The following is a 24,215-nucleotide window of genomic DNA, read 5'->3' as shown; positions in this document are numbered from 1 at the left end:
GGTTCTACTGAAGTCGAGGGCTTGCTGAACAGCGCCCAGGAACCTCCACTATTTCAGCAGTATCAGGGAAATGGCATCATACGAACAACAACGTGCACCTATCGGTGCAGCGGCACCCAGTTCACTTCACTGCCCTCGAGATCAACGACTCTTAAGGAGAAATGCTCGTTGGGTCTCAGGCTCGGGTTAGCCGGGTTACCTGCGCAGCGCACGCGAACATCGGACTTTGTTCCAACGAACACTCGATACGGACCACCCAAGTAGTTGGATGGGTTAGCTTCACGCCTGTTCCGGGCGTTGAAACACGAGATCACACGGTAACCAGGACGCCATGCCCCATCGTAAGTGAGAGTGAATGACAGACTATCACCCGGGTCCTGAGTTAGTATCATACGCCAAGAACCAGGCGTTTCATCATCGTCATCATCGTCGTCATCATCATCCGGTGGACCTGGATGAGCTGAGGCTTCGGCACAATTCGTTGCCGTCCTTTGGCTCTCGCTTTGGGTGACAACAACGCATGCACGAACGCTCTCCCCAGGATTCACTGCGTACGTTTGTTCGCCACTTGCATCGACATCTTTTTCGATCGGACCTTGTAGTGCGAAGAACGCCGATCGCCCATTGGGATCGCCACCACTCCAACGACACTGAACCTGCTTTTCGCCACCTTCGCAGGAGATCTGCGGGGCGATTGGAGGACCGTAAGGAGAGAACTCGTTTGATGAGCTGGTATCGGATACGACGGTGTTACCCTCACGAGTGCCAACTGCTCGCAGCATGACGGTGTAGCGTCCGCCGTTAACCCATGAGGGATGGCTCAAGAGTTCTTGGGTCAGCGGGTACCACCCCTCACCCCGACTCCACTCGTAGCTCAGGTCGGCGGGCCTCCACCCGTTTCCACCGGGGCTATTCGTCCACGTCACGCGGATCTCATTGTTTTCCCCGGTGGCCGTGGCATTGACTTGGCTCGGCGGAGGCGGCGTTCCCACCACCCAGGTTGTGACCGTTGTTGGTGCAGAGGTGTGGGTATCTGCTTGGTTTCGGTCGTTGGTTGCCGTCACCGTGACGGTCACTTGTTCCGTGGGGAAGGATGGCAGTTGGATTGTTGTTGCAGTCCCTTCTCCGGCTGAAACCTGCTTGCTGACCCCTCCGGCAGTCACAGTGTAGTACTCGATAGGACGGCCATTTATCTGTGCGGGTGCAGTCCAGCGGATGGTGAGAATAGGGGATGCTCCCTGCGGAGCATTCCCAAGGTCGTTGTAGTTCACCTGCAGGTCGGTCACCGGGCCGGGAGGACCAAAGGGGGTCGCAGGAGTACTTTCAGGAGACCACTTCGATACCCCCTGATCGTTAAGAGCACGCACTTTTGCGACGTACTGGGTGCCATTTTGCAAGCCGCTGATCGTGACGCTCTGCTCACTCATATCGCCAGGAACGGCGTGGACAGTTTGAACGCCGTGGGGAGACAGGTCCACTTCGTAGGAGCGAATGGGCGACCCCGCATTACGCGGCGGATTCCAACGCACAGTGACCTGCCCACCACCAGCAACGAGGCGAGGTGTACCAGGTGCCTCTGGAGTGGTGTCCACAGCGAGCGCGACAACCTCTGATGCGGGGGACTCCCCTACCTCGTTGTGCGCATTGACCGAGAAACGGTGTTCTGTTCCAGGCGTACGTTCCCGAACCAAGCAGCTGGTAGCCAGTCCGCATTCGGTGACGTCCCCCTGGGCGTGGTCGGTCACGGTGTAGTGCAGGATCGGTGTTCCACGCGATTCTGAAGCGCTCCAGCTGACTCGCGCCGCACTTGCTTCTGCGGCCTCTACCCGCACGTTGCTGGGAGCGGTGGGCACCCCGCGGACGTGAACGGTCAGGAGACCTTCGACTTCGCGCGCGGGATCGCGGCTTGCGTCGGCGAGGCGGTAGACGATTGTGAAGCTGCCACTGAAGCCAGCCTTGGGGCGGACGGTAATGGTCTCGCCGTTAACGGTGGCACTTCCGCCCTCGCTGACCTGCGGTTGCCCTACGATTCTGGCCGGCCCCTTCGCAGCAAGGGGGTTGATGAGGTAGTCGTTAATGTTGATGCTGCCCTCATTCCCCTCGTTGACGGTGAGGGTTGCGGGGGAGATCTGCATGAGGGGCAGGGAGCTTGGGCGTACCCGGATGGGGAATTGCCCACTGGCGCTTCCGCCCTTTCCGTCGTCGACGGTAATGACGAGCGCGCCTGCATCTCCCTGCGCTTGGTCGAGTTCTGCACTGACCGTCAACGCCGTGCCCGACAGGGCGGCACTGATTCCGGCGGGGACTTGTCCGAGGGAGAAGGTCATGGAGGCGGGGTCGTCATTGTCAGGATCGGTAACCATGGGGGCGAGGTCGACGGTTGTGCCGCCTTCGCCAGCACCTAGCTCAATGGCGGTGGGCCGAATGGTGGGTGGACGGTTTTGCCCGGCGCTCACGGTAATCGGCAGGTTGATGATGGCGGTTCGGCCTTCGGAGTCGTTGACGTCATCGCCATCGGTGACCTCGAAGGTGATGGAGGTTTGGCCGGAGAAGTCTGGCCGGGAGGTGAAGGTCAGGACGGTGGGTGATTTGACGAGGCGATCACCGTTTGCCCCGATGCCGACAGTGACTTTTTCCGCGCTGGTTAGTCGGACGCTGCGGCCCTCACGTGTGGAGACGTAGTCGTTGATGTCAATATCGACGGTCTTGCCCGCTTCCACGGTCACGGGGCGAACCTGGGTGTCAAGAATGGGACGGGCGACCTTCATTCCGGGGACGCGGACCAGTCCGGATGCGGAGAGTTGATCGCTATCAGTCAGTGTATAGATGAGGATCTGAGGCTCGGCTGCAAGGGTCACGTTGACGGTGCCGTCAGCGTTGGCTTTGAGGTTGGCGTCGGCACTGGTGACGGTGGTGTCGAGGATGTCGCCGTCAGGGTCTTCATCATTGGCTCGGACATCAATGCTGACGGTACCGTCGGTGGCGGCTTGGACTTGCTCGCGGGTGACGGCGTCATCACGCACGATGGGCGCAAGACGAGGGGCGTCCTCGCTGACGATCACTGTCAGGAGGCCCTCAGCGCGTCCTCCGGCTCCGTCGTGGATGCCGTAGGAGATGGTGTGGCGTGACTCGCTGTGGGGCGCGCTGAGGAGGATGCGCCCATTGCGGATGGAGGCTTGGGTGTCAGCCAGGGTGGGGCTGGTGAGGGAGTCGGGGACGAGGCTGACGGTGGCGCCTTCTGGGTCGGTATCGTTGCGAACGACGTCGACGGCGACTCGTGTTCCGGGCCTGACGCGCACGAGGTCAGGTACGGCGACGGGTTTGAGGTTTGTTGAGGGTCGCGCGGCGATGCCCACGTGGATGCGACCGGTGGCGCTCAGTCCCAGGCGATCTTCGACGATGTAGGTGAAGCTATCTGTTCCTGCGGTGTCGTCACCTGCGCGGTAGCGGAAGGAGGTTCCTTCGAGGGTGACAGTGCCCAGGCGTGGCGCTGTTCCCAGGCCAACGAGGGTGACGGAGTCTCCCTCGGGGTCGATCCCGTCGAGGGGGATATTGATGAGGACCTCGTTGCCTGCCAGGGTGCGAGCGATGATGTCTTGGGGTTTGGGTGCAGTGTTGTCGCCTTCGTCGGGTCCAATGACGGTGAGGTGGACGACGGAGGTTGCGGTTTTGCCGTAGCTGTCGGTGACTTTGTAGTAGATCTCGCCGTTGCCGGGGGTCTTGCCACCTCGAACGCGGATGAGGTTATTGGAGGTGAAGACCGTTGCGATCTCGGGCGCGATGGAGTGGTCGAGCGTGGGGGCGACGGTGAGTTTGAGTCCGCTTGGGGATCGGTCATTGTCGAGGACGGCGACGCTGGCTACGTCGCCGACTCGTACTGTGAGGCGATCGGGGGTGAGTTCGGGTCCCAACTGCGCGTTGTCGGCGTCGCTGGGGATGATGGTGACGGTTGCCCCCGCTGAGTTGACCCCGTTAGAGACGGTGTAGTTGAAGGTCTGGGGCGAGTGGAGACCTGCGGGTGCGGAGACTCGCACGATTTGGTGGTGAGTGAGGGCTACCATCAGCGAGGATGTCGCTGGCACGTCAAGCTGTTGGACGGTGAGGATTCCTCCGGCCGGGTCAGAGTCGTTGGCGAGGAGATCAATGAGGACGTGCCCTCCTGCGGGAAGGACACCGAAGTCGTCTTCGGCGGTAATCCGCAGGTCGGAGTTTCCGTCGATGACGTCGACGCGCACGATGCCGGCGGCGGTGCTGGGGCCGTCGCTGACGAGGTAGGTGAGGTAGTAGGTGCCGACCTCACGTCCTTCAACGGAGATGGTTCCTTCGAGGCCGTCCCAGTTCACTCCGATTCCTGCGGGTGGGGCGCTGACTTGGGCGATACGCAGGAGGTCTCCGTTGGCGTCGGTGTCGTTGTCGAGGACGCGTCCGACTGTGGTGTTGCCCTGTCGGACGATGAGGTGGTCAACATTGGCGACGGGTGGCGTGTTGTCGATGCCTGTGATGTCGACGATGATTTCGCCGCTTCCGGCTTCTCGTCCGTCGGAGACGCTGAGGCCGATGCTGGCGGTTCCCGGGCCGTGTCCGCTTTCGAGGATGTCGATGGTTCCGGTTTCGCGTTGGCGGACGTTGAGCCCTTCGGGTGCGGAGACTCGTTCGAGGTAGAAGGGGTCACCGTCGGGGTCATACCAGTTGGCGAGGCTATTGAAGACGGTGCTGCTCTTGAGGGCGACTCCGACGCGCGGCACGATGGCTTGGACGGGGGGCTTGTTTTCTTCGGGTTTGCGGACGATGAGGGTGACTTTGGCTTGTGCGACACCTCCGCGTCCGTCAGTGATGCGGTAGTCGAAGCTGAGGGTTCCACTGGTGCCGTCGTCGACGCGCACCTGGAGTGCTGCGCCGTAGCGGGCAATTGATACTTCTGCTCCGGCGGGTTGAGTGAGAGGTTCAGCAGTGAGGAAGTCTCCGTCAGGATCCGAATCGTTGAGGATGACGGGGAGAATATTAGTGCGGCCGTGGCGCACGCCGAATTCGTCGTCAACGGCGATGGGGGGCGTGTTTTCCTCGGTGCGTTCGGGGAGGATGGTTTCTTTGGTGTCGTCGACGGAGTCTTCTTCAGATTCGGTGTCGTTTTCGATCTGGGAGTGCACGTCATCCCAGTTTTCGATGAGGATCATATTGTGGTCGGGCAGCCACAGGGTTCCACTGCTGGTGTCGTTGAGGACGATGACGTCGCGGTTGACGCGGAATCGGGTGTTTTTTGCCCGTTGGAGGGTGTCGACGCTGAGAAGGGTGTCGTCGCTGTCGTCGACGCAGTCGCGGGTGAAGGTGCCTGCTCCCGTCCAGGCGCCGTAGGAGCATCCTTGGTGGAAGACGGGTTTGACGGGGCTGCCGGACACACTGTGTGCTGCCGATGTGCGGGGTTCTGCTCCGTCGAGGGGGACGCTGACGAGGGCGACGTCGGTGGCGAGGAGGACGCTGTCGGAGGCTGCGCTGGGTTCTTGGAGCGCGAAGGTGGTGCCTTGGAGGGTTTGGGTGGTGCCGTTGGGCAGGTAGAGGGTGTGGCTGCGGCGGTCGAAGAGGATGGCGTCGCTGCCCACGGAGGTGAGGGAGAGTTGTGCGTTGGTGGGCAGTTCGGGGAATTCGCGGGTGATTGCTTTATCGGCACCTGCCCCTGGGGGAAGGGAGATGAGTTGCTGTGCCTGCGCGGATGCGACGTGAATCGTACCGTCAACACCAACGCTCACCGTCGGTGAGGGCATGCCGGCGATGGCGGGGGCGACCTCGTCAGGCTCGAAGGGGGTGTGTTTGTGGAGGTTTTGGGGCCATACTCGTCCAGCTTGGGCGTCAATGACGGCGAGGGCGTTGGCTCCTGCTTGGACGTCCATTCCGGGGTAGGAGCTGGAGGAGGTGAGGGTGGCTGTGGCGACGTCAACTTCTGAGAGTGTGGAGTTTTCGATGTCGGCGAGGTGAAGCTCTTCGCCGTTTTGGTAGATATCGAAGGAACTGCTCTGCGTGCGGATAGCTGAGTCAAGTGCTTGGGCCCGGTAGTTGAGGTGGCCAACGAGGCCGAGGCGCGCGTTAGTTACCCAGACGCCCCCGTCGTTGAGGTCGACTTTAGCGCTGAATTGGCCGGGGTTAAGGAGCGCTGCGAAGACGACGCTCACTACCCCCACGACGGTGGTGAGGCTCGCCATCTTCTTGATGAGGGCTTCTTTCCTCATGGGTAGTCTCCCGACTGTTGTTTCCTGAAATGCCTTCTCAGCGCTTAATGCCTGAAATGACGCTACTCACTTCGAGCCTAGATCGTTACGCCCTGCTGTGCTATGGAAATGGAGAAGAGACCTTCGTCATTTTCAGTGTTCTTGGTCAACATTCCACATTCCTGAGAATCAAAGAGGTAATTTCCCAGACCTTTTTCAGGAGGATTGCAGCAATTAGTCATTTTCTCAGCAGAGATGCCCTGTTTGTTAGCATGTGTGACAAACAGGGCATCTCTGCAAGGAATTCTCGGGAGCTCTCAGCCTTTACCTTCAGGGGGAGGGTTCTCCATTTCTACGCTCTCCCTGTGAGCCCCCTCAGAATCATCCTGAGAATCCTGAACTAACTCACTCTCAGAATGGGCCGAAGCCGTGACGGAAGCCTCAGATAAACGCACTCCAAAACGAGGTTTCTCATCAGGACGCGAACCATACTCCGTGGGCCCCTCCTTCTCCTCACGCACGCGCTTAGGCGCTGGACGACGCTGATTACCCGGCGTCTTTTGCAAGAGCTCAAAGGCCTTCGCCACATCAGCGGCAGCCAACACCGCATAGCGCGAAGCAACCACCTGAGATTGAGAGGTAAAGTCCCGCTGCCCACCCGTCATCATGTACAGCAGCACCGACATCACGACGCCAGCCAAGGCACCACCCCCCATGCCTGCCAACACCCACAAGGAAGCGCTCGCACTAGAGGAAGCAAAGGACACCATCAGCCCCATAAAGCCACCCCACAGGGCGCCCGAAGACGCGCCCGAAAGGGCCACGCGCCCCGTCGTCAAACGTCCCGTCACGCGCTCCACCAAATGCAGATCCGTGCCCACAATGGTGATGGATTTGACATTAAAACCGCTGTCCGAGAGGTAATCAACCGCCGCCTGCGCCTCCAGGTAGGTGGCGTAGGAGGCAACTTCAGTGCCAGAGGGCATCATTGGGATGCGCGAACGGGGGTCGGCCCCAGCAGGGTGACGTTCAGACATTCTGCTCCTCAATCACAAGTTTTTGGGATAGTCCTGTATGCCGAACACACAGATTCATCGTATTCAGCCTAGGCTGTTCCTGTGAGTAATGCACCGATGAATGTAGGAACCAGCGGCCGCCGTGTCTTCATTGCCAGGCTGGCAGGCACAGGCGTCTTCGACCCTCTGGGCGAGAAAGTCGGCAAAATTCACGACGTTGTGGCGACCTTCCGCCCCGGTGCAGCCGCCAACGTCATTGGCTTCGTCGTTGAGGTTGGCCCGCGCCGCCGTGTCTTCTTGCCCCTCGGCCGCGTCACCGCCATCAAATCCGGAGCCGTCATCACCACGGGCCTGCTCAATATGCGCCGCTTCGAACAGCGTCCCCTGGAAACCCTCGTCCTCTCCCAGCTCTTCGACCGCGTCGTCACCTTAAACGACGGTTCAGGCGAGGCCACCGTCATCGACGTGGCAATGGAGCAGCGTCGCCCTCGTGATTGGATCCTGTCCAAACTGCACGTCCAACGCGTGCGCCTGTCCTCCCTCGGCTTCCAACGCAAGGGCGAATCCCTCACCGTCGACGTCAACGCCGTCTCCGGCCTCCTCAAGGTCGACATTACCCAGGGCGCAAGCACCCTCATCCTCCAAACTGAGGACATGAAGCCCGCCGACCTCGCAGACCTCATCCACGACCTGCCCGAGGACCGACAGCTCGCCGTCGCTAAAGCCCTGCCCGACGATCGCCTCGCCGACGTCCTCGAAGAACTTGGTGACGACGACCGCGTCTCCATCGTCTCTCGCCTGGACGCCACCCGCGCCGCCGACGTCCTCGACGTCATGCAGCCCGACGACGCTGCCGACCTCGTTGGTGAACTGCCCGCCGAACAGGCCCAATCCCTCCTGGCCCTCATGGAACCCGAAGAGGCCGAGGACGTGCGCCGCCTCCTCACCTACGAAAAATCCACCGCCGGCGCCCTCATGACCACCGAACCTGTCATCCTGGGCCCCGATGACACAGTCGCCCAAATGCTGGCCGCCGTTCGCCGTGAGGACCTACCTGCCTCTCTGGCCACCATCGCCTGCATCGTGCGCCCACCCATGGAAACCCCCACCGGCCGCTACCTGGGGATGGTCCACATTCAGCGCGCGCTGCGAGAACCTCCGCAGACGCTCCTGGGTACTATTGTTGATAGTGATATCGAGGCGGTGCCTCCCTCGGTTCACATTGCCACCGTCACGCGCCTGCTCGCCACCTACAACCTCACCGTCCTCCCCGTCACTGACGAGGACGGGCACCTCCTGGGGGCGGTCTCCGTTGACGACGTCCTCGACGAACTGCTGCCCGAGGACTGGCGCGACTACGATGACGAGGTCACCGACCGACTAATGGCAAGGAGCATTGATGGCTGACGCTCTTGATACCCCGATTGAACGCGCCAGCCGCTTCCGCCTCCCCCGAATCAACTTCGAGTCTGAGCGTCTGGGCCGCAGTGCTGAACGCATCGCGCGTTTTTCTGGCACCCCGCAATTCCTTGTCTACCTGTCAGCCTTCGTTGGTTTCTGGTTGGCGTGGAATACGCTGGCGCCCGCCCACCTGCAATTTGACCGCGCAGACCTGGGTTTCACCGCGCTGACCCTCATGCTCTCCCTCCAGGCCTCCTACGCTGCGCCGTTGATCCTCTTGGCGCAAAACCGCCAGGATGACCGCGACCGCGTGCAGGCCGAGCAGGACCGCCAGCGCGCTGAACGTAACCTCATGGACACCGAATACCTCACCCGTGAGATCGCCGGCCTTCGCCTCGCCCTCCAAGACGTCGCCACCCGTGACTTCGTCCGTTCCGAGCTGCGTGCCGTCCTCGAAGACCTCCGCGAGGAATTCGAGGAGGATCGCCGCGAGGAAGAAGAGCGCCGCGAAGAAGAGGAACGCCGCGAGGAAGAGCGCCGCACGGGTGAAGCCGGCGAGGCCGACAACAACCCGCGAGGCGACCTCAATCCCACCGCGTAGACTAGAGGCATGTCTGTCTCTGAAGAACTGGTGATGGCCGCCCTCGCGACCGTCAATGACCCTGAAATTCGTCGCCCGATTACCGACCTCAATATGGTCGATTCCGTTGCTATTGATGGCGCAACCGTGCGGGTGACAATCCTGTTGACCACCGCTGGATGCCCCCTGCGCAACACGATTATGGCCGAGGTTCAGGCCGCTGTCGGCGCCGTGGAGGGCGTCGAATCCGTCGTGATCGACATGGGCGTCATGACTGATGAGCAGAAGAAAGCCCTGCGAGAGAAGCTCAACGGCGGCCGCCCCGAGCGTGAGATTCCCTTCAATCAGCCTGGCTCCCTCACCCGCGTCATTGCCGTGACCTCCGGTAAGGGCGGCGTCGGCAAGTCCTCAATGACGGCCAACCTTGCCGCCGCCCTAGCAAAGCGCGGCCTGAAGGTAGGCGTCATGGACGCCGACATTTACGGCTTCTCCATTCCCCGCATGCTGGGTGTCACCACCGAACCCCAAGTCATTGACGGGATGATCATTCCCCCCGTGGGTGCAGGTGGCGTCAAGGTCGTTTCCATTGGGATGTTCGTCGCCGACGGCCAGGCTGTGATCTGGCGCGGCCCGATGCTGCACCGTGCGCTCCAGCAATTCCTTGCCGACGTGTTCTGGGGCGACCTGGATGTGCTACTCATTGACATGCCTCCGGGCACGGGCGACGTGGCAATCTCCATCGCCCAGCTGCTGCCTTCCTCTGAAATTCTTGTGGTCACCACCCCGCAGATTGCTGCCGCAGAGGTCGCCGAACGTGCGGGCTCAATCGCTACCCAGACTCAGCAGCGCGTCATTGGCGTTGTCGAAAACATGTCTTTCCTCCCCCAGCCTGACGGCTCCCGCCTGGAGATCTTCGGTGCTGGCGGCGGAGAATCCGTGTCGGCTCGCCTGACAGCCCAACTGGGCTACTCGGTGGACCTGCTCGGCCAGATTCCCCTCGATATTGCCCTGCGTGAAGGCGGCGACGTTGGCGCTCCCGTTGCCCTTGCTGAGGGACCCGCCGCTGAAGCCCTGCAAGCTCTCGCAGCCCGCCTGGGTGAGCACACCCGTGGCCTGGCTGGACGTCCCCTGGGGGTTTCTCCCATCAACAACTAAGTGATTCTCAGCCGCTAGGCTTAGTGGCAGGATCATTACCGGCACCGACATCCGTGGAGGATTCATGTCTGAGAAGGCACAGACCTGGCAATACGTCGAAGAGTACATTCCCGAAGGGGAGATCATTACTCAGGCGCGTGAAGCTGCGGTTGACCTCGGCGCTACCCCCGTCACCCCCGGCGTGGGCGCCACCTTGCGGATGCTCGCTGCTGTTGCTGGGGCGCGGGCCGTCCTCGAGATCGGCACCGGCGCGGGCGTTTCCGGCCTGTGGTTGCTTGACGGCATGGCGCAAGATGGCGTCTTGACCACCATCGACCACGAGCCAGAATTCCACAAGTATGCGCGTCGCGCCTTCCAGGCGGCAGGAGTGTCCTCGCAGCGAACTCGCCTGATTTCAGGGCGCGCCCTGGATGTACTGCCGCGCATGGCGGCAGGCGGCTACGACATGGTCGTTATCGACGCTGAGGTCTCCGAGGCGCCCGCCTATCTCGATCACGCTGTGCGCGTCCTGCGCCCCGGCGGGACCGTCATCGTCGTGCGAGCCCTGTGGCACGATCAGGTTGCCGACCCGGCCCGCCGCGATGCCGACACGGTGGTGATGCGCGAGATTGGCCGTTTCCTGGCCCAGTCTGAGGACTTCGTTCCCGCCCTACTGCCTGTCGGTGACGGCGTGGCCGTGGCGGTGCGCCGCTAAGAAGCGATTATCAGACGCTGAGCCTGGGCGAGCGTCAATCGACTCGAAAAACACACGGTGTGGGGGTCGAGTGCATGGCACTCGACCCCCACACCGCTGTTGAAGGAAAGGCCTATATGAGGGGCCCTTCAGCCACGATCAGGCCTGGACGCCCTGGTACTTGGCGTCACTGAAACCCAGGAGGATCATGAAGATAGGGCCGAGGAAGATCAGGCCAATAGCGAAGCCCACGCCCTTGCCGAAGGCGGCTGCGAGCTTGATCATCAGCCAGATGACGAAGAAGAAGTTGACCACGGGAATGAGGGCAAGCAGGAAGAGCCAGCCATTACCCAGGGCGATCTTCACCAGAATGTAGGCATTGTAGAAGGGAATGATGGCAGCCCAGCCGGGTTCACCGGCCTTCTCGAAAAGCTTCCACATGCCCACAATCGACAGGACCGTCGCGATGAGGGAACCAGCCAAGAATGGGACAGAGGTGTAGAGCGCGAGCAGGGCATTAGGATCTTGGGTTTCCATGGGGATCTCCTATCAGTTTGAGGGTGCCTGTTTGGCGCTATGCGACAAACATAGGGATGTCATTTGCGACTCTAGTAGTTGTGATTCCGCCATGGAACGCTTTTGACAGAAGTCGTTCACTCAGTGGACAAAATAGGGATTTCACCTTGTTTTCCGGCCTGAAATCTGCGTATATGCCCTCTAAGCAGCGCCGAAACAAGAGGTGGCCCCTCGCACCTGCGGGTGCGAGGGGCCACCTCGAAGATATTGAGGGAGTTCCTCAGACGGCTTCACCAAGTACCTTCGCCAGTTCCGTTGCTTCCTCCGGCGTCAGCTCAATGACCAGACGGCCACCGCCTTCGCTGGGAATGCGCATGACGATGCCGCGCCCTTCTTTCGTTGCTTCCAGGGGTCCGTCGCCAGTCCTCGGCTTCATTGCTGCCATGGTTTTCGGCTCCTCACTGTTTGTTCGCCTGCTGCATCGCCAGGATCGCTCTGCAGCTCACTGCGCGATCATCGCGCAGCACATAACAGCCCTATTTTACTCAATATTGGCCCAACTGCGCGGGGAATCAGGCACAGAATCTCAAGCAGATGCTGACATCTGCCCCGTTGCGATCCTCACGGCCTCAGCAGGATCATCGACAACCTGAACTAAATCAATATCTCCTGGAGAAATCATGCCCTGCTCACACAGACTTTCCTTGAGCCAATCCACCAGACCCGCCCAATACTCCGTGCCCACCAGAACGATTGGGAAGGACCGAATCTTGCGTGTCTGCACCAACGTCAACGCCTCAAACAATTCATCCAGCGTGCCAAAACCACCCGGCAGCACAATAAAACCACTGGAATATTTGACAAACATCGTCTTACGGGCAAAGAAATAGCGGAAGTTAATGCCGACATTCACCCACTGGTTCATCCCCTGCTCCTGAGGGAGCTCAATACCCAGACCCACCGAAATGCCACCAGCATCCCAAGCCCCCTTATTGGCAGCCTCCATCGCTCCAGGCCCGCCGCCGGTAATGACCGCGTAATCTGCCTCAACAAGGCGCTGAGCCACCTCGTAGCCGACCTGCCAATAGGGGTGATCCTCCTTCGTGCGCGCCGACCCAAAGACCGACACCGCCGGGCCAATCTCCGCGAGCGCACCGAAGCCTTCAACGAACTCAGACTGGATACGCAACACGCGCCAAGGGTCTTCATGCAGCCAGTCCGCTCCCTGCCCCTCACGAAGCAAACGCTCATCAGAGGTCTCCTTCGGGATCTGCGCTCCACGAAGGAGCACAGGGCCACGCTGGTAGGAACGGCGGCGTCCATTATTCTCTGCCATGAAAGTCATCCAATCTTCGTTAAGTGTCAGGCGCTACATTCACGATAGCGACCCTCAACGCCCACGTCTCAACGAAAGCTCAGCCAGTCTCCCCCGCCAACCACGCCCCCAACCCCTCAGCGCAACGGAGAATCTCAGCAACGGCGACAGCCTCGTCAATCGTGTGGGCGGCCAAGGGGTTACCCGGCCCATAGTTAATGGCGGGGACACCCAGCGCACCGAAACGCGCAACATCCGTCCACCCTTCCTTTGCATTAACCTCGACCTGCCCACTGGCCCGCGCGGCGGCGGCAAACTCGCGGGCAATGGGGGCGTCCATGCCAGGACGGGCTCCAGGGGAGAGGTCATCAACCTCAATGACGGCACCCGTGCCATCAAAGAAGGAGCGGACGAAAGCGAGGGCCTCCTCACCCGAGGTGGAGGGAGCGAAACGGTAGTTGACAACCATCCGAGCCTCCTCGGGGATCACATTAGCCGCTCCCCCACCACTGACCCCAACAACAGACAGCGACTCGCGATAGACCAGCCCGTCAACCTCAATCTCAGGATTCCCAAAAGCGGCGATTGCGCTGATGACAGGCGCCATCTTGTGGATCGCGTTGTCTCCCCTCCAGGCGCGCGCCGAGTGAGCGGCAACGCCCGGGAAGGTCGCAATCACCCGCAGCGTCCCATTGCAGCCGCCCTCAATATGCGCGCTAGTGGGCTCGCCAAGGATCGCGAAATCCCCATCGAGAAGCTCAGGAGCATCACGGCTGAGGCGCCCCAAACCGTTCAGGGCATCGGCAACCTCCTCATGATCGTAGAAGATCCACGTCACGTCGTGGCGGGGCGCGCTCAGGGCGTGAGCAAGATGCAGGGCAACTGCGACCCCAGCCTTCATGTCGACACTACCGCGGCCAATAATCGCCTCCTGTCCGTCGAGGACGCCGCGCCGGGATGGAACGTTGTCACTGATCGGTACCGTATCGAGGTGCCCGGCAATAATGACGCGCGTCGGTCGGCCACAATTCGTGCGGGCCACCACCGCATCCCCATTGCGTGTGACTTGCAGATGAGGGCAAGCGCGTAAGGAGGCTTCGACAGCGTCAGCGATGCGTGCCTCGTCGCCAGAGACGGAGGGAATATCGATGAGTTCGGCGGTGAGCTGCACAGGATCAGTGAGCGTCAACTGAGAGGGTGCCAGCACGGTGCCTCCTACAAGAGTCAACGAGAAGAATGCGGTGAAGAAAACAATGCTGCCTCTACCCTAAGTGGGCTCAGCGGTAGCGCGCAGGGGTGTTCACGTCTCCTGCACTGCCGCACCTCGCCCGGGGGCGCCCTCGTCCTGCACTCCCATTCGCTCAAGGACATGGCAGCGGGGAAGGCTCCCACCGTGTTCTCATTGGCGACTGATCTGCGTTAGCGTTAAGGAATGACTACTGACTCTCATTGCCACAGCGCCCGCGACCCCTTCGAACTCGCGCGCGAAGCCGCCGACGTCATCGCAACGCGTTCCGGCATCGACACCCACGACCTTGCCCTCGTCCTCGGCTCAGGCTGGGGAGGCGCAGCTGAACTCCTCGGCGAGACCGTCTCTGAGATCCCCGCCTCCGAAGTGCCCGGATTCCACGCCCCCGCCGTTGCCGGGCACGTGCCGGTCATGCGCTCGATCCGCATTGACGGCACCGACCGTCACGCCCTCGTCCTGGGCTCACGCACCCACTACTACGAGGGTAAGGGCGTGCGGGCGGTCGCCCACGGGATGCGCACAGCTGCCGCTGCGGGCGCCTCGCATGTCATCTTGACCAACGGCTGCGGCGGTCTGAACCCCGACTGGGCGCCCGGCCAGGTGGTCCTCATCCGCGACCACATTAACCTCACCGGCGCCTCCCCCTTGGAGGGCGCGACCTTCGTCGACCTCACCGACCTATACTCCCAGCGCCTGCGCGACCTCGCCCACGAGGTCGACCCCACGCTACCCGAAGGCGTGTACGTGCAATTCCCCGGCCCCCACTACGAAACCCCCGCCGAGGTGAAGATGGCGGGTATCCTGGGCGGCGACCTGGTGGGCATGTCCACCACCCTTGAGGCTATTGCTGCACGCCAGGTGGGCATGGAGATCCTGGGGCTGTCGCTGATGACGAACCTGGCCGCTGGCATTTCTCCGGTGGCTTTGTCGCATGAGGAAGTCATTGAGGCCGGGCAGGCCGCAGCCCCGCGTATTGCCCGCCTGCTGGCCGACATTGCCGCACGTATCCGCTGATTATTCTCAACCCGTTTAAAGGAGCACTTGTGTCTTTTGATGTTGACGTTGTGAAGGCCTGGATCGCCGACGATCCCGACGCCACCACCGCTGCTGAGGTTCAGGCTCTGCTGGATGCCGCCCTGGCGGGCGACGCCGCCGCCGAGGCTGACCTGGCCGATCGATTCTCGGGCGTGCTGGAGTTTGGCACCGCTGGCCTGCGCGGTCACCTGGGCGGTGGCCCCAACCGCATGAACCGCGCCGTGGTCATTAAGGCCGCCGCCGGTCTGATGGCGGTCCTGCGTGAGCGCGTGGGCGAGGGCTTTAGCGTGGTCATTGGCCATGACGCCCGCTACGGTTCGGAGCAATTCGCCCTCGACACGGCTGCTGTGGCTGTGGCCGCTGGCGGGCGCGCTTTGGTGATTCCCGACGCCCTGCCCACCCCGATCACCGCTTTCGCGCTAAACCACCTCAATGCCGATGCGGCCGTCATGGTGACCGCCTCCCACAATCCGCCCGAGGACAATGGCTACAAGGTGTACCTGGGTGGCCGCGTGGTGACCGACGCTGGCCGTGGAGCGCAGATTGTTCCGCCTTTCGACGCTGAGATTTTCGCTGCCATTCAGGCTGTGGAGTCTGTGGCTTCCGTACCGCGCGCCGAGTCGGGCTGGGAGCTTCTGGGCGCTGACCTGGTGGAGGACTACTACTCTCGCGTGGTGCCCCTCGTGCCCGGCGGCGAGAAGGACCTGCGCATCGTGCTGACCTCCATGCACGGCGTAGGCGGCGACACGATGGCCGAGGTGTTGCGCCGCGCTGGTTTCACCGACGTTCACCTCGTGGCTGAGCAGCACTCCCCCGATCCTGACTTCCCCACCGTCGCCTTCCCCAACCCTGAAGAGGCCGGCGCCCTCGACCTGTCGATGGCACTGGCGCGCTCGGTGGATGCCGATATTATCCTTGCCAATGACCCCGACGCCGACCGCTGCTCCGCCGCCGTACCTGACGCTTCCGTCGAGGGCGGCTGGCGTCAGCTCACCGGCGACGAGGTGGGCGCCCTCCTGGGTGAGCAGGCCGCCGCCCTCGCTGTCGAGGCTGGTGTGGAGGGCGCTGTCCTAGCCAACTCCATCGTGTCCTCCCGCCTGCTGGCCCGCATTGCCGCCGCTCACGGCCTCACCCACCGCAATACCCTGACCGGTTTCAAGTGGATCTCCCGCGTCGAAGGCCTGGTCTTTGGCTACGAGGAAGCCCTGGGCTACTGCGTGGACCCGCAGGGCGTGAAGGACAAGGACGGCATCTCTGCCTGCCTGCGCCTGGCCTACCTGGCTTCTCAACAGAAGGCTGCTGGCCGTTCCCTGCTCGATGCCCTAGATGACCTGGCCCTCGCTCACGGCCTGCACGCCACCTCGCCCGTCACCATCCGCGTTGAGGACCTCTCCCTCATTGCTCAAGGCATGGCGAACCTGCGCGCCAACGGTATCACCTCAATGGCGGGCTCACCCGTGGTGACCGTCGTTGACCTGGCAGAAGGCTCCGCAGACCTGCCTCCCACCGACGGCATGATGTTTGTGACCGAAGCTGGCGACCGCGTGATTGCCCGCCCCTCGGGCACCGAGCCGAAGCTCAAGTGCTACTGCGAGGTCATCGTGCCCGTTGTCGACGGCAATGTGGCTGCCGCCCGCGCCACCGCTGCTGAGCGCCTGGATGCGGTCAAGGCTGACGTCAAGGCTGCGCTGGGGATCTGAGGCACGATACTTGAACTATCTCCGGCCGTAGGCATTGACCTCTGCGAAGCATCCGTGCTGGTGGGGTGGAGAACCTGTAGGTTCTCCACCCCACCAGTGTTTTCTGCTCTGCACACCCACCGCGGGTTTTACTTGTACCCCAGTTCAGGTAAGAGCGCGGCAAAGAGAGGCTCGGCCTCCTCCAGGGGGAGTTCGGCATCGGCTTTGGCGAGCACGAAGTTGAGCAAGTGCGGTGCCCGGTAGTTCTTCAAGTCGACTTTAATCTCCTGCCAGTCCCGCCCAGTGTCCGGCTCTTGCGGAATAGGGAAAAACCCACTGAGCAGGAAACCATAGGGGCTGGAGGTGATGTGCAAGATGCGCGCGCCGTGATCGAAGTTGAGCTTCACATCCATAATGTCCTCGTGCCGGATCGTGACAGGTTGAAGGAGTGTTCGGACGGTAATGCAGTCTTCTCCATCAATGAGGAAACCCCAGTAGAAACGCGCCAGGATCTGCGCGCCCGCGCCCAAGGCGATCAGGACCAGAACACCGCGGGCAATATAGCCCGGAATATTGGCATCCTCCAAATAGATAAGGTGAGAGACCCCCGCAATGAAGAGAGCAGTCGCCATCACGAAAAAGCCAAGATACTTGATGATCGCTGAATGACGCTGCTTGGTGACGCCTTCAAGGTCACGCTCTGTGCGGGGCGTGTAACTTGTTTTCCCCAGGAGCCTCGCAATATTTCCGATGAGGAAATTCTTCACCAGCATCCCTCTTTCCCCTGCGCCCTCTTACCCATCTACTGTCCCTGCCTTCGTCTCAGCCGCTTTCCCTGTATTCTTCACAGCTGCGCGCGTCGTATTCTTCACAGCTGCGCGCTTCCGGAGCACGCCTGCACACCGGTCCTGTACCGTACCTTAATCAAAAGCGGGGTCGTGTCGGTACTGTAGGGACATGACGCAACCATCCGGCGACGCCCTCGTCAAACCTTCCTTCGCTGACGAGTTCTTTTCCGAGCGCGAAGTCCGCATCCCCGCAACCGATGCGGCATCCTTCTACGCCGCACTGGCCGACGGGCTCGATGCTGCGCCCCACTACAATCACACCTCCACGGGCAACCTCGCGGAATTCAAACGCGGACAGCCGCGCTTTTTGCGCCAACCCGAAGTGACCTTTTTCTTCCGAGGTCAGGCCAACGCCACTTTCGGATTGAATTCGTCTCTGTACCGAACAATTACCCCCTTATTACAGCCCGGAATGCAGCATCGAGAAATTGAAAAACTCCTGAACGCTGCAGAAAATCGCGTTCTTGACGCAGCACACGAACACGGCATCATCCGCGGTTTAACGGCCCTAGAACGATTAACAGTGCTGCAGCATCATGGGGCTCCGACGCGACTCATTGATGTCAGTTCAGATTGGCGCGTCGCCCTCTATTTCGCCATCGAAACCGACGACGCGACAGACGGGCGCCTCTTCGTCGTCACCGCCCAACACGGTAAATGGTTGAGATTCCCAAGGGCAGACGACGATGGTTTAGCGTGGCAGCAAGGCAAATTCGAGCAGTGGGACACCGAAGTCGTCCCCATTCTCCTGCCCTTCTCAGACGCCCGAATGGTCGCCCAGCGAGGCTTCTTCCTCGCGGGAGGACTGGTCACCAACGCCCATGGACACCGTCAATACCGGCGGTCTGGCGAGGGCGGCGCCACGCTCACCCAAGAGGAGATGCGCCAGGTCTCCACCCTGGCTGTCAAGTTCGCCGTCCCCCGTCACCGGCAGGATCTGGCAGCGACAGTCGCCGACTTCGTTGAGGCTGAAACTCTCGCACGTTCAAAGAAAGCGAAGTATGAGACTCGATGGTCATCCCGAGGCTTCACCGTGAGGATTCCCGCCGCCTGGAAGGGGACACTTCGCGCACTGCTCGCAAAAAATGGGCTGACACCCGACGCAATCTACCCGCCACTAGACGAGGTGCGGCGCCTGCTTCAACATGTGGCCCGCACCCCCTGAGCCTATGATGGCTGGTAATGCTTCAACGTCGAAGGGAAAGCAACACCATGGGGTCGTCAGGCAATAAGCGTGCTCTCGGCATGGTCATCCTCTTTCTTGCCGTATTTGGCGGCTCCGGCCTGGTGCTCGGCATCATTACCGGCCAGGTTTTCCTCGTCGTCCTCGGCACACTGGCTCTTCTAGGAGCACTCCTCGTGCAAAGCCGCGTAAGGACCGCCCTCAAGCACGACCTCGCCCAACTCGCACGCGAAGCCATCGGCCCCAACAACCCCCTCCCCACCGAGGAAGAACAGGCACAGATGGCCCAGCGCGCCCTCGAAGCAATCAGACGATCCGACCACGGTGAAGACTTCGTCGGCGCCTACCAGTACCTGTGCCGCGAATGGGCCAGGGAGAGGCGGTAGGAACCGTCAGCGCCGACGGACCATACCTGGCCGACCGACGTACCCAACGCGCGGCGTCCTCGTCAATCGGCAGGGAAAAATCACCACTTCGGCAGGTGATCCTTATCAGCTGGAAGGAACTCCACAGGCACGCCTGCAGCCATCACCTGCTCCACAGCCGCCCGCGCTTCAACGGAGATAAGGTCCATCGGATGGATCAACACCGTGTTCAGCGGATCGTAATCGCTCAGCCCCACAACAATGCCATTTGCGCGGACATCTGGCGTAAGGGAAAGGATCCTGCGCTCATTTGTTTCGGCGATCTGCGTGATGAATGCTTGAATCTCGTCGGAGGAAAAACGCGTCGGCACGATGCGGATCTCACTGCCAAGCTCTTTGGCGCGCGGCCCGAAGTCTTCCGGCAGCGCATCCAAACCACCCTTCACGTACACAACAAGCTTCTCCTCGCGGGGCGACAACGCCGTTCCGGCGCACACTGACGTCGGACAGCGCTCCCGGATATCGGCGGCCAATAGACGGCCCAGCTCAGACGATGGGACGCTCTGATCCAGGTCGAGGCCGAGTTCGATCATATTGTGCGGAGTATCGTGGAAAAGACAGGCCCGGTCTTCCTCTTCGGCAAAGAAACGCCCAGCCGCCCAACCTGCAGCCACAAGCAGGAGAGCCACCACTGCAGATGACAGGACAACCACAATGTTCCGTAGCATGAATGACCTCCTCACGCGCAATTCGGTCCTACTGACCGACTCTACTTGTGATTACAGACACATGCTCGCTGAGTAGGTTACGTTCCAGCCTCAGAATTTTAGAGGGTCCAAATAGAATGAACTATGCGATCCGAAGAACAGATCATTGACGACATCGTTGAGTTCACGGATGGGGCAGTAGCTCCACTTCAACTCTCCGGCCTTGACACCTGGCTGGGGGTATGGACCTATATGTTGAGCCTCCTCACCCAGCGTCGAATCGCCCTTCCCCTCGACCTCAAAGAAGACTTCATGCGAGTGATCGCCAGTCAGCTTGATGACTACTCAAACCGTGATGACGAGGAATGGGATCTTGAAAACGCTCGAGCCGATTACATCGAATACCTTTCAATCACCCCTCCGGTTGAGAACTTCTGCGCCGTCTGGAAGCCGAACACCGACGGCCTCTAAAAGGTACCTCCCTGCGTTCCCCTTAGAATTCCACGCCCTTCATCTCTAGCGATGCTGAAGCATCACTGAGATAGTTGACCTTCGTAATACTCTGAACTACGCCAGATAAAGGCTCCGGACCATCATTCTCCGGCTGAACAGGGTTCATCGGATCAGCGTGGGCGCAGGCGCACTCCGTGTAAGTGTCTACTACGAGGAGCCCGATCCTCAGCTCAGCTGCACTCCGCCCACCGCTTCACACACGCCACCCGAGCACAATCGCACGAATCGCTACCCCTCACCACGCTGGCGCCGACTCTCAGCCTGAGGATCCAAAGAGATCCTCCTTCCAGACCTAAGGGATGGGCTACATTCGACCGGTAGCAGTATCGGCTTATCCCTCAGGTAGCTGCGCGCATGCGAGGAAGAGTTCGAGCCTGCGTGCCACATAGGCGCCCCCTCGGGTAACCCCGCGTATACGGGAACGAGGAGTGGGCATCCCCATCAGGCGCGGCAAGAGACCGGGTAACCCCGCGTATGCGGGGACGGGGCGGCGATCCGTGCCAACAATGCTGAGCGGGAAAAGGTAACCCCGCGTATGCGGGGACGAGGCCCCCTCGGGGCTGAGCAAGCTCACCGCCATCGGGTAACCCCCGCATGTGCGGGGACGAGGGGGCTTACCTCGGAACATGATGCAGGAACGGGAAGTAACCCCCGCATGTGCGGGGACGAGGGGGGTGTGCAGGAAGTTCGGGACCTTATCGCCGGGTAACCCCCGCATGTGCGGGGACGAGCTGGGGGCCCATAGGCTTTCTTTTCTTCGTTGCGGGTAACCCCCGCATGTGCGGGGACGAGGCTTTCATGGATGGGCCTTGGGCGAGCCTCCACGGGTAACCCCCGCATGTGCGGGGACGAGGCCAGCGTCGGGCCGTGCCCCCCCCATCCTGCGCGGGTAACCCCCGCATGTGCGGGGACGAGAGGCCCAGGCGCTTGCCGTAGATGCGCTGGTTCGGGTAACCCCCACATGTGCGGGGACGAGAGGCCCAGGCGCTTGCCGTAGATGCGCTGGTTCGGGTAACCCCCACATGTGCGGGGACGAGCACTTCATCACCGACGGCGCGTGCAGGATGCGCGGGTAACCCCCGCATGTGCGGGGACGAGGAAGCGGCGGTAACCGTCGCCCCATTCCTCATCGGGTAACCCCCGCATGTGCGGGGACGAGGAGTGGAGAGCCTGATGGACTGGCAGTGTTTTCGGGTAACCCCCGCATGTGCGGGGACGAGATGTCGACCTCTATACGCAACTTGGCACACCACGGGTAACCCCCGCATGTGCGGGGACGAGCGGCAGCGCTAGCCCTAGAAATCATGGCTGATCGAGTAACCCCCGCATGTGCGGGGACGAGGCGGACATGATGCCCGAAGGCGCACAGCGGGACGGGTAACCCCCGCATGTGCGGGGACGAGCAGTGTTGGACGGGGATCAGGCCACGCCCGATCGGGTAAGCCCCGCATGTGCGGGGACGAGCGCGCGGGCGCGTTTGATTCGGATGTGTACGCCGGGTAACCCCCGCATGTGCGGGGACGAGTCGAGCGCCTCGATCACCGAACCTTCAGGCGCCGGGTAACCCCCGCATGTGCGGGGACGAGATGAGTTCGTCGATGAGGCGGGAGGCTGCCTTCGGGTAACCCCCCGCATGTGCGGGGACGAGTTGAATGCACGTTATTACCGCGTTCTGCACGCCGGGTAACCCCCGCATGTGCGGGGACGAGCGGGTAGCGGTCTGGGTGGCGATGAGGTCGACCGGGTAACCCCCGCATGTGCGGGGACGAGTACGGTGCGGAATTGCCACACGAGCGCGGGGTCGGGTAACCCCCGCATGTGCGGGGACGAGCGGCCTGGCGAAACGTGGGAGATGGCGGCCGCCGGGTAACCCCCGCATGTGCGGGGACGAGCGCTGGATAGTCTTGGTGCTCACTCCTGCTTGCGGGTAACCCCCGCATGTGCGGGGACGAGGCTGTTATTGGCGTGGTGGTGTTGGGATAGTCCGGGTAACCCCCGCATGTGCGGGGACGAGGAACCCACTGAAAGGAATTGACCAATGAAGGTCAGGGTAACCCCCGCATGTGCGGGGACGAGGTCTGCGTCAGATCACCGGCTCCCACTCTCTGCGGGTGACCCCCGCATGTGCGGGGACGAGCCGAGCTGGCTCTACGTCGGTATGCGTGCAAACGGGTAACCCCCGCATGTGCGGGGACGAGTCAATCAATCAGCACTGGCCCGCGCGATAGGGCGGGTAACCCCCGCATGTGCGGGGACTAGCAAGGCGCGAATGGAGCGCGCGCATGAGCGTCCGGGTAACCCCCGCATGTGCGGGGACGAGGCGAGGGAGCGTCCATGACCGTCAGCACCCACAAAGTAACCCCCGCATGTGCGGGGACGAGGCGAGTGCTGCCTTGTCGATGTCTTGCCCCCACGGGTAACCCCCGCATGTGCGGGGACGAGTCGGCGCGGCCAGCGTCTGCGCCGCCGCCAGGCGGGTATCCCCCGCATGTGCGGGGACGAGGCAGATGGGTAATCGCCAGGCTCGTGCTCAAGCGGGTAACCCCCGCATGTGCGGGGACGAGTAAAACCAACGCAGTGCATCCTCAGCAAACCGCGGGTAACCCCCGCATGTGCGGGGACGAGGCTACGTCCCTCGGGGGACGGCGGTTCCCGGCCGGGTAACCCCCGCATGTGCGGGGACGAGTCGGTCAAGTTCGGTGAAATTGCCGTTGACGTCGGGTAACCCCCGCATGTGCGGGGACGAGCGGGCTTAAGACCCGTGTAGCACACGTTGTCACGGGTAACCCCCGCATGTGCGGGGACGAGCTCGTACATTGGCCGCAACGATTTGCGCCCGGCGGGTAACCCCCGCATGTGCGGGGACGAGCCGAGGATGCCGTCAACGTCGAGGCCGTAGCCCGGGTAACCCCCGCATGTGCGGGGACGAGCCTCGATAGTCTCATGATGCGTTCAGGTGGTAAGGGTAACCCCCGCATGTGCGGGGACGAGATGAAACCGCAGAGACAGCGGCCGCCGCTTATTCCGTAACCCCCGCATGTGCGGGGACGAGATCAGGCCCTACCGGCCGTGTCAGATGCTTGCCGGGTAACCCCCGCATGTGCGGGGACGAGCATGTGGGCGGGAATGCCGAACATTCGACCGACGGGTAACCCCCGCATGTACGGGGACGAGAACGATGCGGATGCGGGACGGTGGGCGGGCGGGTACCCCCGCATGTGCGGGGACGAGGGCAAAGTGATCGCGTCCATGCCGACAATCCACGGGTAACCCCCGCATGTGCGGGGACGAGGACCCCTGGCAGCAGAACAACGGAGAACCCCCCGGGTAACCCCCGCATGTGCGGGGACGACTCTGCTCACCCTCTCGGGGAAGATGCACGGGTAACCCCCGCATGTGCGGGGACGAGTACTTCGGTGCAGCTCGGAAAAACACTCTCGAAGGGTAACCCCCGCATGTGCGGGGACGAGTGTTGGATCCTTTTGCAGGGTCAGGCACAACCCGGGTAACCCCTGCATGTGCGGGGACGAGACGTTTCGCGGCGGGGCCGGAGTGGTCGCGACCGGGTAACCCCCGCATGTGCGGGGACGAGTTGGCGGTGGCCGGGGAGGCGGTCAGTCACGGCGGGTAACCCCCGCATGTGCGGGGACGAGTTGTCGATGTCGTCGACGATGAAGTCGAAGGACGGGTAACCCCCGCATGTGCGGGGACGAGAAAAAGGACGGATTCTGCCTCATGGTGCAGCAAGGGTAACCCCCCGCATGTGCGGGGACGAGGGTG

The 24,215-nt window shown here is 61.9% G+C and carries 17 protein-coding genes and 1 CRISPR repeat array (1 of these 18 cut by a window edge); of the genes, 9 read left to right on the top strand and 8 right to left on the bottom strand.

Features of this window, described 5'->3' with window-relative positions; all coding sequences use genetic code 11:
- Nucleotides 1-98: 98 nt before the first annotated feature.
- Nucleotides 99-6,221, bottom strand: a complete 6,123-nt coding sequence (locus HWX48_RS09245) for an Ig-like domain-containing protein (RefSeq protein WP_175956875.1) — start codon at nucleotides 6,219-6,221, stop codon at nucleotides 99-101.
- Between the two features lie 296 nt (nucleotides 6,222-6,517).
- Nucleotides 6,518-7,237, bottom strand: coding sequence for a general stress protein (locus HWX48_RS09240; protein ID WP_254873053.1), 720 nt, complete (start codon nucleotides 7,235-7,237; stop codon nucleotides 6,518-6,520).
- Between the two features lie 96 nt (nucleotides 7,238-7,333).
- Between HWX48_RS09240 and HWX48_RS09235 the strand changes: the two genes are divergently transcribed.
- The 4 genes from HWX48_RS09235 to HWX48_RS09220 all read left to right on the top strand — a co-directional run bounded on the left by HWX48_RS09235 (nucleotide 7,334) and on the right by HWX48_RS09220 (nucleotide 11,046).
- On the top strand, nucleotides 7,334-8,623 hold the full coding sequence (locus HWX48_RS09235; protein WP_175957031.1) for a CBS domain-containing protein: 1,290 nt from the start codon (nucleotides 7,334-7,336) through the stop codon (nucleotides 8,621-8,623).
- The gene (locus HWX48_RS09230) at nucleotides 8,616-9,218 is read left to right on the top strand and encodes a DUF1003 domain-containing protein (RefSeq protein WP_175956872.1); all 603 of its coding nucleotides are present in this window, start codon (nucleotides 8,616-8,618) and stop codon (nucleotides 9,216-9,218) included. The genes HWX48_RS09235 and HWX48_RS09230 overlap by 8 nt, the downstream gene beginning before the upstream one ends.
- A gap of 9 nt (nucleotides 9,219-9,227) precedes the next feature.
- Nucleotides 9,228-10,352 carry an Mrp/NBP35 family ATP-binding protein gene (locus tag HWX48_RS09225; RefSeq protein WP_175956869.1) on the top strand — a complete coding sequence of 375 codons (1,125 nt, stop codon included), beginning with the start codon at nucleotides 9,228-9,230 and terminating at the stop codon, nucleotides 10,350-10,352.
- A gap of 64 nt (nucleotides 10,353-10,416) precedes the next feature.
- A complete protein-coding gene (locus HWX48_RS09220; protein WP_175956867.1) occupies nucleotides 10,417-11,046 on the top strand; it encodes an O-methyltransferase in 630 nt (209 codons plus the stop codon).
- Between the two features lie 138 nt (nucleotides 11,047-11,184).
- On the opposite strand, the gene HWX48_RS09215 is transcribed toward HWX48_RS09220, so the two are convergent.
- From HWX48_RS09215 to dapE, 4 genes are all read right to left on the bottom strand, one after another.
- Nucleotides 11,185-11,562, bottom strand: a complete 378-nt coding sequence (locus HWX48_RS09215; RefSeq protein ID WP_175956865.1) for a DUF5684 domain-containing protein — start codon at nucleotides 11,560-11,562, stop codon at nucleotides 11,185-11,187.
- Nucleotides 11,563-11,821: 259 nt separating this feature from the next.
- Nucleotides 11,822-11,986 carry a DUF3117 domain-containing protein gene (locus HWX48_RS09210; RefSeq protein ID WP_175956862.1) on the bottom strand — a complete coding sequence of 55 codons (165 nt, stop codon included), beginning with the start codon at nucleotides 11,984-11,986 and terminating at the stop codon, nucleotides 11,822-11,824.
- A 141-nt stretch (nucleotides 11,987-12,127) separates the two neighbouring features.
- The gene (locus tag HWX48_RS09205; protein ID WP_175956859.1) at nucleotides 12,128-12,877 is read right to left on the bottom strand and encodes a TIGR00730 family Rossman fold protein; all 750 of its coding nucleotides are present in this window, start codon (nucleotides 12,875-12,877) and stop codon (nucleotides 12,128-12,130) included.
- A gap of 79 nt (nucleotides 12,878-12,956) precedes the next feature.
- Complete coding sequence (gene dapE, locus HWX48_RS09200) at nucleotides 12,957-14,063, bottom strand: succinyl-diaminopimelate desuccinylase (protein WP_254873052.1); 1,107 nt, start codon at nucleotides 14,061-14,063, stop codon at nucleotides 12,957-12,959.
- Between the two features lie 225 nt (nucleotides 14,064-14,288).
- On the opposite strand from dapE, the gene HWX48_RS09195 reads away from it, so the two are divergent.
- Nucleotides 14,289-15,119, top strand: a complete 831-nt coding sequence (locus HWX48_RS09195) for a purine-nucleoside phosphorylase (protein ID WP_175956855.1) — start codon at nucleotides 14,289-14,291, stop codon at nucleotides 15,117-15,119.
- Between the two features lie 29 nt (nucleotides 15,120-15,148).
- A complete protein-coding gene (locus HWX48_RS09190) occupies nucleotides 15,149-16,840 on the top strand; it encodes a phospho-sugar mutase (RefSeq protein ID WP_175956853.1) in 1,692 nt (563 codons plus the stop codon).
- A gap of 128 nt (nucleotides 16,841-16,968) precedes the next feature.
- Here HWX48_RS09190 and HWX48_RS09185 read toward each other — a convergent pair whose 3' ends face one another.
- The gene (locus HWX48_RS09185; RefSeq protein WP_175956850.1) at nucleotides 16,969-17,592 is read right to left on the bottom strand and encodes a hypothetical protein; all 624 of its coding nucleotides are present in this window, start codon (nucleotides 17,590-17,592) and stop codon (nucleotides 16,969-16,971) included.
- 184 nt (nucleotides 17,593-17,776) lie between these two features.
- On the opposite strand from HWX48_RS09185, the gene HWX48_RS09180 reads away from it, so the two are divergent.
- Both HWX48_RS09180 and HWX48_RS09175 read left to right on the top strand, forming a co-directional pair.
- Nucleotides 17,777-18,832 (top strand): FRG domain-containing protein, encoded by a 1,056-nt coding sequence (locus HWX48_RS09180; protein WP_175956848.1) that lies wholly within the window; start codon nucleotides 17,777-17,779, stop codon nucleotides 18,830-18,832.
- Nucleotides 18,833-18,849: 17 nt separating this feature from the next.
- Nucleotides 18,850-19,236 carry a hypothetical protein gene (locus HWX48_RS09175; RefSeq protein ID WP_175956846.1) on the top strand — a complete coding sequence of 129 codons (387 nt, stop codon included), beginning with the start codon at nucleotides 18,850-18,852 and terminating at the stop codon, nucleotides 19,234-19,236.
- 80 nt (nucleotides 19,237-19,316) lie between these two features.
- Here HWX48_RS09175 and HWX48_RS09170 read toward each other — a convergent pair whose 3' ends face one another.
- Complete coding sequence (locus tag HWX48_RS09170) at nucleotides 19,317-19,943, bottom strand: hypothetical protein (protein WP_175956844.1); 627 nt, start codon at nucleotides 19,941-19,943, stop codon at nucleotides 19,317-19,319.
- Between the two features lie 123 nt (nucleotides 19,944-20,066).
- Between HWX48_RS09170 and HWX48_RS09165 the strand changes: the two genes are divergently transcribed.
- Nucleotides 20,067-20,393 carry a hypothetical protein gene (locus tag HWX48_RS09165; RefSeq protein WP_175956841.1) on the top strand — a complete coding sequence of 109 codons (327 nt, stop codon included), beginning with the start codon at nucleotides 20,067-20,069 and terminating at the stop codon, nucleotides 20,391-20,393.
- 380 nt (nucleotides 20,394-20,773) lie between these two features.
- Nucleotides 20,774-24,215: a CRISPR direct-repeat array (repeat unit 28 nt; unit sequence GGGTAACCCCCGCATGTGCGGGGACGAG) (it continues 7,318 nt past the right edge of the window).

The sequence above is a fragment of the Schaalia sp. Marseille-Q2122 genome, from assembly GCF_903645355.1.
In the GTDB taxonomy this organism is placed as follows: Bacteria; Actinomycetota; Actinomycetes; order Actinomycetales; family Actinomycetaceae; genus Pauljensenia.
Note: the sequence above shows the minus strand (reverse complement) of the source record. Positions and strands in the feature narration are given on the sequence as shown.